The organism is Halomonas sp. H5 (assembly GCF_050613175.1).
GTDB classification, from domain to species: Bacteria; Pseudomonadota; Gammaproteobacteria; order Pseudomonadales; family Halomonadaceae; genus Bisbaumannia; species Bisbaumannia salifodinae.
The window spans coordinates 3,514,459-3,525,978 of the sequence record NZ_CP192510.1 but is presented as its reverse complement, the minus strand read 5'-3'; the positions used below and the strand labels follow the sequence as shown (position 1 = coordinate 3,525,978).

The 11,520-nt window shown below is 69.1% G+C and carries 15 protein-coding genes; 8 read left to right on the top strand and 7 right to left on the bottom strand.

Annotated elements, in window-relative coordinates:
• The first annotated feature begins 125 nt into the window (after window positions 1-125).
• Together ACQ1W9_RS16250 and ACQ1W9_RS16245 are read left to right on the top strand one after the other, a co-directional pair.
• Window positions 126-1,439: a sulfite oxidase gene (locus ACQ1W9_RS16250; protein WP_431024282.1), complete on the top strand. Its 1,314-nt coding sequence runs from the start codon at window positions 126-128 to the stop codon at window positions 1,437-1,439.
• Between the two features lie 13 nt (window positions 1,440-1,452).
• Window positions 1,453-1,737, top strand: a complete 285-nt coding sequence (locus ACQ1W9_RS16245; RefSeq protein ID WP_346062615.1) for a hypothetical protein — start codon at window positions 1,453-1,455, stop codon at window positions 1,735-1,737.
• A gap of 90 nt (window positions 1,738-1,827) precedes the next feature.
• On the opposite strand, the gene ACQ1W9_RS16240 is transcribed toward ACQ1W9_RS16245, so the two are convergent.
• Both ACQ1W9_RS16240 and ACQ1W9_RS16235 read right to left on the bottom strand, forming a co-directional pair.
• On the bottom strand, window positions 1,828-2,376 hold the full coding sequence (locus ACQ1W9_RS16240; RefSeq protein ID WP_431024281.1) for an AAA family ATPase: 549 nt from the start codon (window positions 2,374-2,376) through the stop codon (window positions 1,828-1,830).
• Between the two features lie 163 nt (window positions 2,377-2,539).
• Window positions 2,540-3,250: an FMN-dependent NADH-azoreductase gene (locus ACQ1W9_RS16235; RefSeq protein WP_431024280.1), complete on the bottom strand. Its 711-nt coding sequence runs from the start codon at window positions 3,248-3,250 to the stop codon at window positions 2,540-2,542.
• Between the two features lie 138 nt (window positions 3,251-3,388).
• Between ACQ1W9_RS16235 and ACQ1W9_RS16230 the strand changes: the two genes are divergently transcribed.
• A complete protein-coding gene (locus ACQ1W9_RS16230) occupies window positions 3,389-4,294 on the top strand; it encodes a LysR substrate-binding domain-containing protein (RefSeq protein ID WP_431024279.1) in 906 nt (301 codons plus the stop codon).
• Between the two features lie 40 nt (window positions 4,295-4,334).
• Here ACQ1W9_RS16230 and ACQ1W9_RS16225 read toward each other — a convergent pair whose 3' ends face one another.
• On the bottom strand, window positions 4,335-4,673 hold the full coding sequence (locus ACQ1W9_RS16225) for a rhodanese-like domain-containing protein (protein WP_431024278.1): 339 nt from the start codon (window positions 4,671-4,673) through the stop codon (window positions 4,335-4,337).
• A gap of 139 nt (window positions 4,674-4,812) precedes the next feature.
• On the opposite strand from ACQ1W9_RS16225, the gene ACQ1W9_RS16220 reads away from it, so the two are divergent.
• Window positions 4,813-5,715, top strand: coding sequence for a LysR family transcriptional regulator (locus tag ACQ1W9_RS16220; protein ID WP_431024277.1), 903 nt, complete (start codon window positions 4,813-4,815; stop codon window positions 5,713-5,715).
• Here the strand turns inward: ACQ1W9_RS16220 and ACQ1W9_RS16215 are convergent.
• Both ACQ1W9_RS16215 and ACQ1W9_RS16210 read right to left on the bottom strand, forming a co-directional pair.
• The gene (locus ACQ1W9_RS16215) at window positions 5,710-6,117 is read right to left on the bottom strand and encodes a VOC family protein (RefSeq protein ID WP_431024276.1); all 408 of its coding nucleotides are present in this window, start codon (window positions 6,115-6,117) and stop codon (window positions 5,710-5,712) included. The genes ACQ1W9_RS16220 and ACQ1W9_RS16215 overlap by 6 nt on opposite strands.
• Window position 6,118: 1 nt before the next feature.
• Window positions 6,119-6,997: a helix-turn-helix domain-containing protein gene (locus tag ACQ1W9_RS16210; RefSeq protein WP_431024275.1), complete on the bottom strand. Its 879-nt coding sequence runs from the start codon at window positions 6,995-6,997 to the stop codon at window positions 6,119-6,121.
• Window positions 6,998-7,178: 181 nt separating this feature from the next.
• Between ACQ1W9_RS16210 and ACQ1W9_RS16205 the strand changes: the two genes are divergently transcribed.
• Window positions 7,179-8,087, top strand: a complete 909-nt coding sequence (locus ACQ1W9_RS16205) for a DMT family transporter (RefSeq protein WP_431024274.1) — start codon at window positions 7,179-7,181, stop codon at window positions 8,085-8,087.
• A gap of 37 nt (window positions 8,088-8,124) precedes the next feature.
• Complete coding sequence (locus tag ACQ1W9_RS16200) at window positions 8,125-8,880, top strand: TIGR01458 family HAD-type hydrolase (protein WP_431024273.1); 756 nt, start codon at window positions 8,125-8,127, stop codon at window positions 8,878-8,880.
• Between the two features lie 40 nt (window positions 8,881-8,920).
• Here the strand turns inward: ACQ1W9_RS16200 and ACQ1W9_RS16195 are convergent, their stop codons facing one another.
• A complete protein-coding gene (locus tag ACQ1W9_RS16195; RefSeq protein ID WP_431024272.1) occupies window positions 8,921-9,253 on the bottom strand; it encodes an MmcQ/YjbR family DNA-binding protein in 333 nt (110 codons plus the stop codon).
• A 35-nt stretch (window positions 9,254-9,288) separates the two neighbouring features.
• Window positions 9,289-10,206, bottom strand: coding sequence for a LysR family transcriptional regulator (locus ACQ1W9_RS16190; protein ID WP_431024271.1), 918 nt, complete (start codon window positions 10,204-10,206; stop codon window positions 9,289-9,291).
• Between the two features lie 104 nt (window positions 10,207-10,310).
• Here ACQ1W9_RS16190 and ACQ1W9_RS16185 point away from each other — a divergent pair, with 104 nt between their 5' ends.
• Both ACQ1W9_RS16185 and ACQ1W9_RS16180 read left to right on the top strand, forming a co-directional pair.
• Complete coding sequence (locus ACQ1W9_RS16185; RefSeq protein ID WP_431024270.1) at window positions 10,311-11,060, top strand: NAD(P)H-dependent oxidoreductase; 750 nt, start codon at window positions 10,311-10,313, stop codon at window positions 11,058-11,060.
• Between the two features lie 93 nt (window positions 11,061-11,153).
• A complete protein-coding gene (locus ACQ1W9_RS16180) occupies window positions 11,154-11,513 on the top strand; it encodes a YciI family protein (RefSeq protein ID WP_431024269.1) in 360 nt (119 codons plus the stop codon).
• Window positions 11,514-11,520 lie beyond the last annotated feature (7 nt).

The following is an 11,520-nucleotide window of genomic DNA, read 5'->3' as shown; positions in this document are numbered from 1 at the left end:
CAGTGGAACGGCGGGAACTGGGCTAATCTGAGATGGCGATATGGCAAGGCAGGATTAGCCCAGCCGACGAGCACACAGGGATGTCTTATCCACCGATATGGCAACGACCGGGTCGGGAGGCTGAGATGTCAGACAAGAATGAGCGGGGCCTGCGCGAGCTCTATGATCGGGACCCCGAGCGCGCCGACTGGCTGGTGTTCGGGCGTATTACCGACACCAACCGGCGCGGTTTCCTCAAGGGCGCGGGGTTGGCCGCCATGACCGCGGCGGTGGGGGCCGCCTCGATTCCCTTCGCCCGGCATATGCCCGGTGGACTGATTCCGGCGGCCTTGGCCGAGGAGGTGGGCGATTTCGAGATCCTCGGCAAGGAGGGCATCATCATCCGCAATGACCGGCCGATCAATCTCGAGACGCCGGTGCATCTGCTCGATGACGAGGTCACCCCCATACGCCACTTCTTCGTGCGTAACAACGGGGGCCTGCCCGAGGTGAGCGAGGATCCCGACGGCTGGATGCTGACGATCGACGGTGAGGTCGAAGGCCCCCTGGAGCTTAGCCTGGGCGAGCTCAAGACCCGCTTCGAGACGATCACCCGTCAGGCGCAACTGGAGTGTGGTGGCAATGGTCGGGCCGGTTTCAACCCCTCGCCACGGGGCAACCAGTGGGTCATCGGGGCCGTCGGTAACGGCGAGTGGACCGGGTGCCGGCTCAAGGACGTGCTGGAAGCCGCCGGTGTCGGGGCCTCAGCCGTCTATACCGCGCATTACGGTGCCGATCCACACCTCTCCGGCGATCCGGGGCGCGATGCGCTCAGCCGTGGGGTACCGATCGACAAGGCGTTGGAAGAACAGAACATGCTGGTCTGGGGGATGAACGGGGAGCCGTTGCCGCTGGCCCATGGCGGGCCGCTGCGGGTCTTGATTCCCGGCTGGGCCGGCTCCTGCTCCCAGAAGTGGGTGACACGGATCTGGCTGCGCGAGCGGGAGCATGACGGTCAGGGCATGACCGGCCTCTCCTATCGCGTGCCCCGCTACCCGGTGGAGCCCGGTGCCGAGGTGCCCGACGAGGACATGGTGGTCATGGCGTCGATGCCGGTGAAGTCGGTGATCACCCATCCGCAGAACCCCGTGGAGGTGTCCCGGGACGAGCACCTGAGGGTACGAGGACACGCCTGGGCGGGCGATCGCCGGGTGGCCGCCATGCATGTCTCCATCGATTTCGGTGCGACCTGGCAGGAGGCGTCGCTGGACGAGCCGGTCAACCCCTATGCCTGGCAGCACTGGCTGGCCGAGATCGAGCTACCCTCGCCGGGCTACTTCGAGGTCTGGGCGCGGGCCACCGACGACCAGGGCGTGATGCAGCCGGCGGTGGTCCCCGGGTGGAACCCTCGCGGCTACCTCAACAACTCGCAGCACCGCATCGCGGTCCGCGCCGTCTGAGTCGGAGGTGAACATGGCACGCGGGCTGTGTGTGGTATTGCTCGGGCTGGCCTGCGGCCTGCCGCTGCAGGCCAGTGACGATTTCGGCGGCCTGCCCGAGGGCGACGGCCGGCTGGAAACCTACCAGAACTGCCTGGCCTGCCACTCCTCGGCGATCATCCGCCAGCAGCGCCTCTCGCGGGAGACCTGGGACGAGGTGCTCGACTGGATGGTCGAGCAGCAGGGCATGTGGCAGATGGCCCCGGAGGTACGCGAGCGGGTGCTGGATTACCTGGCCGAACAGTTCGGCCGTGACTAGGTGGAGCCCTCCACAACCATGAGGGGCCAGGCCTCTGGATCGGCGCCGATGCCGTGGCGCTTGCCTTGCTCGCCCTGATCGTCACGGCCGTCACCCTGGTTGGGACAGGCGGGCCAGCACCGCCTCACAGAGGGCCTCTACCGGTTGCTGCGAGTCGAGCCGCATGACCGGGCACACGAGTCGGCGTAGCCAGCGTTCGTGAAGGTCGCGGCTGCGTAGTGGTGCCTTGCCGGTGTCGTAGCGCCTGGCCCACTCCATGAACTCCCGATGGGCGTCATGCATATCACCGCCCGGTCCGATGTGGTCCCCGTAGCGCGCCCGCTCGCGGTCGAGCAGCCGCCGCATGCGCAGCTCATGGGGAAGCGAGAGAAAGATCGCCAGGGTGAAATGGGGGAGCAAGGGATCGCCCCAGCTGCATAAGGAGCCGGCCAGTACCCAGGAATCGTGGTCCGCGATCTCGCGCTCGATCAGGGTGACTCGCTCGGCAGGCGCGCGTTTGATGGTGAACGGAGGGTCGGTGGGCTGCCAATAGTAGGCGTCGGTATCCAGAAAGGGGATATCCAGATGCCTGGCCAGCGCCGCGCCCAGGGTCGTCGTTCCGGACCCCGAGGCACCGAAGAGATGCAGTCGTACCGCCATGCGTTGTTCGTCCCTGACATAGAGAGGAGCGATCCGTCGCCCCGCTTGGCAATGGCCCAATGGCCATTGGCGCGGGCGGCGAATTATAGCCATCTTGCGCCATGGGGCAAGAGGCGCGGCATGGTCGGCCCGGGCAAGAGCGATCGTCACGGGCCGACCGAAGCTAGTCGCCGGTCGCTGCCACGACGTCGCGTGGGGGATCCAGCTCCGCCGCCAGGCTGTCCACCAGCGCCTCGATGCGTTGCTCGGCCTGGGCCAGGGACGCCTGCAGGCGCGCGTCGGCGAACTCGTCGTACTCCGCGGCGATGCCGTGCAACTCCTCGATACCCAGGTAGCCGAACACGGTGCGCAGGTGCGGCTCGACATGGTTGGCCTGCGCCAGGCGCTGGCCCGGCTCGTAGCCGTGGTCGCCCCGGGCGCCGAGCACCACCAGGCGCTTGTGCATCTCCGTCAGCATCGGCCAGTAGGGCTGACCCGGGCGCGAGCGGTCGAAGCCGAAGGTGCGCCCGACCCGCACGATGTTGTCGATCCAGGCCTTGAAGCCGGCCGGCACGCCGAAGTTGTACATCGGCACGCCGGCCACGATCAGCTCCGCTTCCAGCAGCTCGTCGACCAGGGCATCGCTCTCGGCGAGGACCTCGTGCATCCAGGGCTCGCGGGCCTCCGGCTTGGTGAAAGCGGCGTGGATCCAGTCGCCGGTGACCGGACGCGGCGGCTGCTGGCCGACGTCGCGATAGACGATGCGGTCGCCGGGGCGGGCCCGCCGCCACTGGGCGATGAAGTGGGCGCTCAGGCGCCGCGAATGGGAGCCGTGGGGCCGGGCGCCGGAGCGGCCGGGGCGGGCACTGGCGTCGAGGTGCAGGATGGTGGTCATGGGCATCTCCTGTGCTTTTATGGTCAAGTTGCATTCATGTGATTAGCTCCACGAGTGGCAGATTGGCCTTATTATGTAGGGCCGACAAACGATCTATTCTTGGCGAATACACAAGATAAATTTGTTTATGGTGGTTTGATGCAACGACACCGGCTACCCCTCTCGCAGTTGCGTGCCTTCGAGGCGGCGGCGCGCCATCGCAGCTTCAAGCAGGCCGCCGACGAGCTGGCGGTGACGCCCGCGTCGATCAGCCACCAGGTCCGCGAGCTGGAAGGCTGGCTGGGCGTGGCGCTGTTCGAGCGCCGCACTCGCCGGGTGGTGCCCACCGAGGCGGCGACGACCCTCTACCCGGTGCTGCGTGAGGGTTTCGATGCCTTCGCCGAGACCCTGGAACGCTTGCGCGAGCGTACGGCTCCGGCCAGTGTGACCCTCTCCTGCACCCCGGCCTTCGCCAGCCAATGGCTGCTGCCGCGGCTGGCCGATTTCCATGCGACGCATCCCGATATCGACCTGCGCATCCATGCCAGCGAGGCGACGCTCGACCTGTCGCGGGGCGCCTGCCTGGCGATTCGCTACGGCATGGGCCCCTATCCGGAATACGAGGCGCTGGAGCTGGCGGCCGACCGTATCGCGTTGGTCGCCAACCCGAGCCTGGCGCTGGCCGGCATCGAGGATCTCCAGAACGTGCGGCATATCGATTTCGACTGGTACTGCCCGAGCCTCGGCCTGCCCACCTGGGCCTCCTGGTGCCAGGCGGCGGGAGGCGTCCCATCGAGGCTGGGGCCGCGGCTCGCCTTCTCCGACGAGAGTCATGCCATCCAGGCCGCCATCGCCGGCCAGGGTGTGGCCCTGCTGGGGCTGACCCTGGTGCAGGACGAGCTCGCGCGCGGCGTGCTGGCGGTGCCCTTCGGCCCGAGCCTGCCGGGGCTGCGTTATCACCTGCTCAGGAGCCGAGAGACCCGGGGCAATGCCACCCTCGACCGGGTAGCGGCATGGCTGAAAGAGGCGTTTGCTACGGCATCAGCCCCCGTTAGCGGGGGCTGATGCCGTATGACGGGCCAACTGGCCCGTGTCCGACCGGACCTCAGTCGGCGTCGACCGCCTCTGCCACGGGCAGGCCGGCGGCTTCCCACTCGGCCTTGCCGCCCTTGTAGACGGCGACGTCGGTGTAGCCGAGGGCAGTGAGCTGCCGGGCGGCCAGGTCCGAGTTCCGGCAGGTGGCGCTGGCGCAGTACACCACGACCTCGGCGTGCTTGTCCGGCAGCAGCTCGGCGGCGCGCTGCCTGACCTGATCATGGTTGATGTTGACCGCATTGGGCAGATGCCAGTCCCGGAAATACTTCTCGGGCAAGGCTTCCACCAGCGTCGGTTGGTCGGACCCGGCCAGACGAGCGGCCAGGGTCTCGCGATCGATCGTTTTCATGGTCGTGCTCCGTGTCTCGGTTGATGCCACTCCCGGTGGGGGGAGACGTCGCATCGGGCAACGTGATGACAGCGTAGGTATTGCGGATGAGCAATGACATCGCCAATATCTGCAAAGTGTCATTGCATAGGTGCAAGTGATGAGTCTCGTCTGGGACGATCTCCGCCTGTTCCTCGCCATCGCCCGTTCCGGCACCCTGGCCGGGGCGGCGCGTACGCTCGGCGTCAATCACTCGACGGTGTTCCGTCGGCTCAACGCCATGGAGGAGGGGCTGGAGGCGCGGCTGTTCGAGCGCCTGCCGGAAGGCTATGTGCCGACGGCGGCGGGGGAGGCCCTGCGGGGGCGTGCCGAGCGCATGGAGGAGGAGGCCCAGGCGATCGAGCGGGAGTTGAGCGGCCAGGACGTGCGGCTTTCGGGCCGGGTGCGCCTGACCACCACCGATACCCTGGCCAATGGCTTTCTCGCGCCCGTGATCCAGGGTTTCGTGGTGGCCTATCCGGGCATCGAGCTGGAACTGCTGGTGGTCAGCGCCTTCCTCGACCTGGCCCGCCGCGAGGCGGATATCGCCATTCGCCCGACCCAGGCGCCACCGGAGACCCTGGTCGGGCGCAAGCTGGGGAGCATCCGCTGGGGGCTCTATGGCGCCCGAGACTACCTGCGCCAGCGACCGGTGCTTGTGGACCCGGCGTGCCCGGGAGAGCACCGCTTTATCGGCGGCAACGAGATGATTCGCCATATCGCCAGCAGCCGCTGGCTGGACGAGCAGGTACCGGCGGCGGCGGTCGCCCTGCGTACCAATAGCGTCGTCGCGGCCATGGGTGCGGCCCGGGCCGGGGCCGGGCTGGCGGTGCTGCCGCACTACATGGCGCACCAGGAACCCAGCCTGGAGTGCGTGTGGGAGATCGGCCCGGAGGTGGCCACCGACCTGTGGCTGCTGACCCATCCCGACCTGCGCCACAGCGCACGCATCCGCGCCTTTATGAGCTATGCGGCCGAGGCGGTGCGGGCACGCCAGGACGAGCTGACCGGAGCGTCGTCATGAAGTGGCGATGGCGTCATAGCCCTCGCCGAGGAACTGCACCAGGCAGAAGCCATGGCCGAAGGGGTCGGCCATCAGCGCCAGCCGCCCCCAGGCCTGGGTGGCGATAGGCGCTTCGAGCACCGCGCCGGCGGCAAGGGCGCGTTCCACCGCCGGCTCGATCTCCTCGACCACCAGGTCCAGATGCACGGGCGTCCAGTGGCGCCGGTAGTCGCGGTGCCGGCCGTCGCCCGCGAAGGCCGGGGTACCGGCGGCCTTGGCCAACAGGTAGAGCGGTGCCGGACCGCCGAGCAGTTCCGCGCCATCGGTGCCGAAGCGGCGGCCGAGGGTGAAGCCGAAGGCCTCGTGGTAGAAGGCGATGGCGTGCTCCAGGTCATCCACATCCAGATTGATGAGAAAGTCCATTTCACGGCGCCTGGCTGGTCGATTGCCTCAGCTGCGAGGGGGCCAGGCCCCTGGCCTGGCGAAAGCGGCTGGCCAGGTGGCTCGAGGAGCTGAAGCCGCAGGCCAGGGCGATCTCGGCCAGCGGCAGGGCGGTATCGCGCAGCAGCGCCTCGGCCCGTGCCAGGCGCCGCTGCAGCACGTACTGGTGGGGCGTGAGGCCCTGGCTGCGCTTGAACATGCGCGCGAAGTGATACTCGCTGAGCTGGACTCGGGCGGCCAGCTCGGCGAGGGGCAGCGGTCGGTCGAGGTGGGCCTCGATATAGTCGCGTATCTGGCCCAGGCGGTAGGGAGCCAGGCCGCCCCGCGGGCGGGGCGGCGGCCGGTGGCGCTGGCCGTAGGCGTCGAGCAGGTGCACCAGCAGCAGGGTGATGGCGCTGTCCAAGGCCAGGCGGTCGGCCGGCTCCCGCCAGTCGAGGGCGAGCAGCCAGTGGCGATAGAGGCTGGCGATCCGCGGGTCCTCGGCGAAGGTCCGCTCGTCCAGCAGCAGGCCGGAGGCCTCCCGGTCCCAGACCCGTTCGGCCAGCCCCTTGAGGTGGTCATCGGTGAAGTAGAGGTGGGCGAATTCCAGGGGGCCGCGGATATCCCAGAGGGAATCGTGCCGGGCCGGCATCAGGCAGAAGCGGTCGGGGGCGCCGCCGTTGCGCCAGCCGCCGGGCGTCCGGCGGTAGGACTCGTAGCCATCGGCGACATAGAGGCTGAGGGTATGGTGGCCGGGCTGCTCCAGGGCGAGCCGGTCGTCATCGTTGCGCCACTGGGCCAGGCCGATGCCGCCGTCGAGCCGGGCGGCTCGCATCAGGCTGGCCCGGTGCTGACTCAGGTTCTCGAATACGTGATACGGCATGGCCCTCTCCTCCTGGCATCTCGATAGTAGCCAGCCGCCCGCGCCGGGCCAAGCGGTTGGGCGCCGCGGCAGAGAAAAAGCGCAAGAAATGGCTACCCGGCGCAAGAAGCTGAATGCCCGGAGGATCCGGCTCGGCCACACTCGGCGACTCCAAGCCTGAAGTCACCCAAGGAGCGCCACCATGAACCTGATCCTGTATGCCGTCACCGTGCTGATCTGGGGTACCACCTGGATCGCCATCGCCTTCCAGGTGGGGGAGGTGCCGGTGATGCTGTCGGTCTTCTACCGCTTCGCCCTGGCCGCCGGCCTGCTGTTGCTGTGGCTGGCGCTCCGCGGGCGCCTGCGTCGGCTCGGCGCGCGCGATCACCTGCTCTGCGCCGTGCAGGGCCTGTGCGTCTTCTGTCTCAATTTCTATTTCTTCTACACCGCCGCCGCTTATATCACCAGCGGCCTGATCGCCGTGGTGTTCTCCATGGCGGTGCTGTTCAATGCCGCCAATGGCGTGCTCTTCTTCCGCCAGGCGATCACGCCGCGGCTGCTGGTGGCGGCCGCCCTGGGCCTGGCCGGCATGCTCTGCCTGTTCTGGCCGGAAATTCGCCGCGAGGCGCTGGGGTCGGGGGTGCTGCTGGGCCTGGGCTGCGCGCTGCTGGGCACCTACGGCTTCTCCCTGGGCAATATGCTCAGCCTGCGCCACCAGCGCCACGGCCTGGACCTGCTCTCCACCAACGCCTATGCCATGGCCTACGGCGCCCTGCTGATGCTGGCGCTGGTGCTGGCCAGCGGCACGCCTTTCACGCTGGACACCTCGCCGACCTACCTGGGTGCCCTGGTCTATCTGGCGGTGTTCGGTTCGGTGATCGGCTTCGGCACCTATTTCGCCCTGGTGGGGCGGATCGGCCCCGGCCCGGCGGCCTATGCCACCCTGCTGTTCCCGCTGGTGGCCCTAGGCATCTCCACCCTGGTCGAGGACTACCGCTGGACGCCGCTCGCCCTGATCGGGCTGGTGACGATCCTGGTGGGTAATGGCGTGATGTTCTACCGGCCGCGGGCGAAGACCCCGGGGGGCGACGCGGTGGCGGAAGCCTCCTAGGCTTGGGGAGTGCAAGAGCCACGGGGGAGGGGCGACGATGCTCAAGGCGGTGTTTCTCGATATCGGTGGCGTGCTGACCGAGGATGGCGAGGCCCTGCCCGGCGCCGTGGCGGCGGTGGCGCGCCTGCAGGCGAGTGGAATGGCGCTGCGTTTCGTCACCAACACCTCGCGCAAGACCTCGAAAACGGTCTGCGATGAGCTGCTGGCCCTGGGCTTCAGGCTGACCCCGGCGCAGGTCTTTACCGCGCCGGGGGCGATCCGCGATTACCTGCGTCGTCATCGCCTGCGTCCCTATCTGCTGATTCACGAGCGGCTCGCGCCCGAGTTCGCCGACCTGGAGCGTCAGGATCCGAATGCGGTGGTGCTGGGGGACGCCGAGACGCGCCTGGACTATTCCCACCTGGACGCGGCTTTCCAGCTGTTGCAGCGGGGCGCGCCGCTGCTGGCGGTGGGCACCAATCGCTACTTCCGCCGGGCCGGCGCCCTGCACCTGGACGCGGGGCCCTTCGTGCGGGCCCTGGAGTATGCGGCCGGTATCGAGGCGACGGTGCTCGGCAAGCCCGCGGGCGACTTCTTCCGTGCCGTGCTCGAGGATGCCGGGGTGGCGGCCGGGGAGGCGCTGATGGTCGGTGACGACGTGGAGTGCGACGTGGCCGCGGCCATGGATGCGGGACTGCGGGCCTGCCTGGTGCGCACCGGCAAGTACCGCCCGGGGGACGAGGCGCGGGCGCCCGGCGCCCGCTGCGAGGCGAGCCTGGCCAAACTGGTCGAGGCCCTGGGAGTCCGGGCGTGAGGTCGCCGGCCCGAGCATCGGCCTCGGGCCGGGGGAGGGATTAGTCGCGGAAGTGATCGCGGATGCGTCGCGGGGCCTTGTCCCGCCAGGCGGCGATCAAGGCCTCGCGGACCCGGGGATGGGGCGCCTCGCTCAGGTGCACCCGGGTGTGGCCGGCGGCGTCGCCGGGGCTCGGGCGAAAGGCCCCGGGGCAGGCCGCGACGATGTCTTCCTGGGCATCGGCGGGTAGCCACAGGGTGGCCCAGCTCGCCTCGGGGTAACCCAATTGGGCGAACACCTTGCCGCCGACCCGGTAGTCGGGGTGATCCTGTTCGGCATGTTCCACCACCCCGGGCAGGCCCAGGGCCAGGGCACGAAATTCGGCTTCCGTCATCAGCGCCTCCCAGCCGCCCCGGACGGGGCTCGTTCTCAGGATAGATCGTGCCTCGGGGCTTGTCCGCGATGCGTGGTCGCCGTCGGGCGGGGCGGAGCCAGGCCCCGCCGTTCCAGGGCCGCGGCGACGAACTCCATAAAGGCGCGGATCCGCGCCACCCGCCGCAGGTCGGGGTGGGTCAGCAGCCAGAGCTCGGTGGCCAGCGCCGGGATGGGCTCGCCGAGCCGGCGCAGGGTGGGTTCGGCATCGGCCAGGTAGCAGGGCAGCACCGCGCAGCCGAGGCCGTCGCGGGCCGCCGCCAGCATGCCCAGCAGGGTGTCGATGCGGTAGTGGCAGCGTTCCGCCAGGCCGGCATCGGCCAGCCAGGTCGCCAGGGCATCGTACTCCAGGTGGCGATCCGGTCCGATCCAGGCGGCCTCGGCGGGGTCGTCGCCGGGCCGGCCATAGATCGCCTGCTCGATCAGGGCGACCCGGCGGCCCACCAGGTGCTGGGGTGGCGAGGCGGAGGGGCGGAGCGCCACGTCGGCATCGCGTCGGGCGAGATCGAAGCGCTGGTTGGAGACGGCGACCTCCAGCTGGATATGCGGATGGGCGCGCCGGAAGTCGGCGAAGATCGGCGACAGCAGGCCCATCAGCAGGGTATCGGTGGTGGTCACCCGCAGGGTGCCGGAGAGCTGCAGGTCGCGCCCCGCCAGGCGCCGTTCGACCTCCTGGACCTCGCCGGCGATGCGTTCGGCCACCTCGGCGAGCTCGGTACCGGCCGCCGTGGGGGCGTAGCCGCGCCGGGAGCGCTCGAAGAGGCGCACGCCCAGGCGCGCCTCGATGGCGTTGAGGCGGCGAAACAGGGTGGCATGGCTGGCATCGAGGCGGCGGGCGGCGCCGGCCAGGGAGCCCGCCGTGGCGATGGCCAGGACCACGCGGAGGTCGTCCCAGGGCATTAGCTGTTCATTCATGCAAAGTTCGTTGTTATCGATAGGGAATGTTAGATCAGTGATGAACAGCCTAGCCTCTGGAGGACCGGCACGACAGGCGTGCCGCCGCTATCGGGAGCTAGATCATGCGGGTACTTATCGTTTTCTGTCACCCCGAACCCCACTCCTTCAATGGCGCCCTCAAGGCGACGGCGGTGGCTCACCTGGAGGGGCAGGGGCATGCGGTGGAGGTCTCCGACCTCTATGCCGAGGGCTTCGATCCGCTGGAAGGGCCCGGGCACTTCCCGCGGCGCGCCGACCCCACGACCTTCTCCGCGCTGACCGAGCAGCGCCGGGCCCATGAGGCCGGGGAGTTGCCCACCGAGGTGGCCCGGGAGATCGCACGCCTGGAGCGTGCCGAGCTGATCATCCTGCAGTTCCCTTTGTGGTGGCATGCCCAGCCGGCCATGCTCAAGGGATGGTTCGACCGGGTCATGGTCTATGGCGGCCTCTATTCCGGCAGCCGGCGCTACGATCGCGGCCGGCTTGGCGGCAAGCGGGCCTTCTGCTCGGTGACCACCGGCTCGCCGGCGCCGGCCTTCACCCGCCAGGGTCGCGGTGGCGAGATGGCCAGCCTGCTCTGGCCCATTCACCGCTCGCTGGCCTACCTGGGCCTGGCGGTATTGCCGCCCTTCGTGGTCTATGGCGTCCAGGGCGGCGGCCTGCACTACGAGCAGGAGGCGATATTCCGCGAGCGCCTGGAGGCCGAGAAGGTCGCCTGGCGGGAACGCCTCGAGCGGCTCGAGACGCTGTCACCAATTCCCTTTGCCGGCTGGGACGACTGGGACGAGCAGGGGATACTGCGCCCCGAGCATCCGCTGGCCTGGCGGCCCTGAGTCATCGGCTGTCGAAACCGCGTTGCCCCGCCCGATACAGGGCAGGGCCCGTTGGGGCCGACTACCCTTGCTGAGTGGGCGGGAGAGACGATCATGCAATATATGCTGATGTGCTGTGTCGACGAGGCGCTATGGCAGGCCCTGCCGGAGGCGGAACGGGAAGCGGTGATGGCGGACTATCATGGGCTACTCCAGGCGTGGGTGACCGACCATCACTATCGCGGCGGGGCCCGGCTGCAGTCGGCGGCCACCGCCACCACCCTGCGCGAGGCCGATGGCCGGCTGGTGCTGCATGATGGCCCCTTCGCCGAGAGCCGCGAGCAGTTGGGCGGCTTCCATGTGCTGGAGTGTGGCGACCTGGACGAGGCCCTGAACCAGGCGCGGCGGCTGCCCACCCTGCGGGTCGGGGGCGTGGTGGAAGTGCGGCCGGTGGACCCGGCCTATCGCCTGTGAGCGGCAC

Bases quoted from the DNA above. Each gene is read 5' to 3' on its own strand.
- ACQ1W9_RS16225 (WP_431024278.1), bottom strand. From the start codon at position 4,673: ATGAAAACGATCGATCGCGAGACCCTGGCCGCTCGTCTGGCCGGGTCC.
- ACQ1W9_RS16210 (WP_431024275.1), bottom strand. From the start codon at position 6,997: ATGCCGTATCACGTATTCGAGAACCTGAGTCAGCACCGGGCCAGCCTG.
- ACQ1W9_RS16240 (WP_431024281.1), bottom strand. From the start codon at position 2,376: ATGGCGGTACGACTGCATCTCTTCGGTGCCTCGGGGTCCGGAACGACG.
- ACQ1W9_RS16230 (WP_431024279.1), top strand. From the start codon at position 3,389: ATGCAACGACACCGGCTACCCCTCTCGCAGTTGCGTGCCTTCGAGGCG.
- ACQ1W9_RS16195 (WP_431024272.1), bottom strand. From the start codon at position 9,253: ATGACGGAAGCCGAATTTCGTGCCCTGGCCCTGGGCCTGCCCGGGGTG.
- ACQ1W9_RS16205 (WP_431024274.1), top strand. From the start codon at position 7,179: ATGAACCTGATCCTGTATGCCGTCACCGTGCTGATCTGGGGTACCACC.
- ACQ1W9_RS16250 (WP_431024282.1), top strand. From the start codon at position 126: ATGTCAGACAAGAATGAGCGGGGCCTGCGCGAGCTCTATGATCGGGAC.
- ACQ1W9_RS16185 (WP_431024270.1), top strand. From the start codon at position 10,311: ATGCGGGTACTTATCGTTTTCTGTCACCCCGAACCCCACTCCTTCAAT.
- ACQ1W9_RS16200 (WP_431024273.1), top strand. From the start codon at position 8,125: ATGCTCAAGGCGGTGTTTCTCGATATCGGTGGCGTGCTGACCGAGGAT.
- ACQ1W9_RS16245 (WP_346062615.1), top strand. From the start codon at position 1,453: ATGGCACGCGGGCTGTGTGTGGTATTGCTCGGGCTGGCCTGCGGCCTG.
- ACQ1W9_RS16180 (WP_431024269.1), top strand. From the start codon at position 11,154: ATGCAATATATGCTGATGTGCTGTGTCGACGAGGCGCTATGGCAGGCC.
- ACQ1W9_RS16190 (WP_431024271.1), bottom strand. From the start codon at position 10,206: ATGAATGAACAGCTAATGCCCTGGGACGACCTCCGCGTGGTCCTGGCC.
- ACQ1W9_RS16220 (WP_431024277.1), top strand. From the start codon at position 4,813: ATGAGTCTCGTCTGGGACGATCTCCGCCTGTTCCTCGCCATCGCCCGT.
- ACQ1W9_RS16215 (WP_431024276.1), bottom strand. From the start codon at position 6,117: ATGGACTTTCTCATCAATCTGGATGTGGATGACCTGGAGCACGCCATC.
- ACQ1W9_RS16235 (WP_431024280.1), bottom strand. From the start codon at position 3,250: ATGACCACCATCCTGCACCTCGACGCCAGTGCCCGCCCCGGCCGCTCC.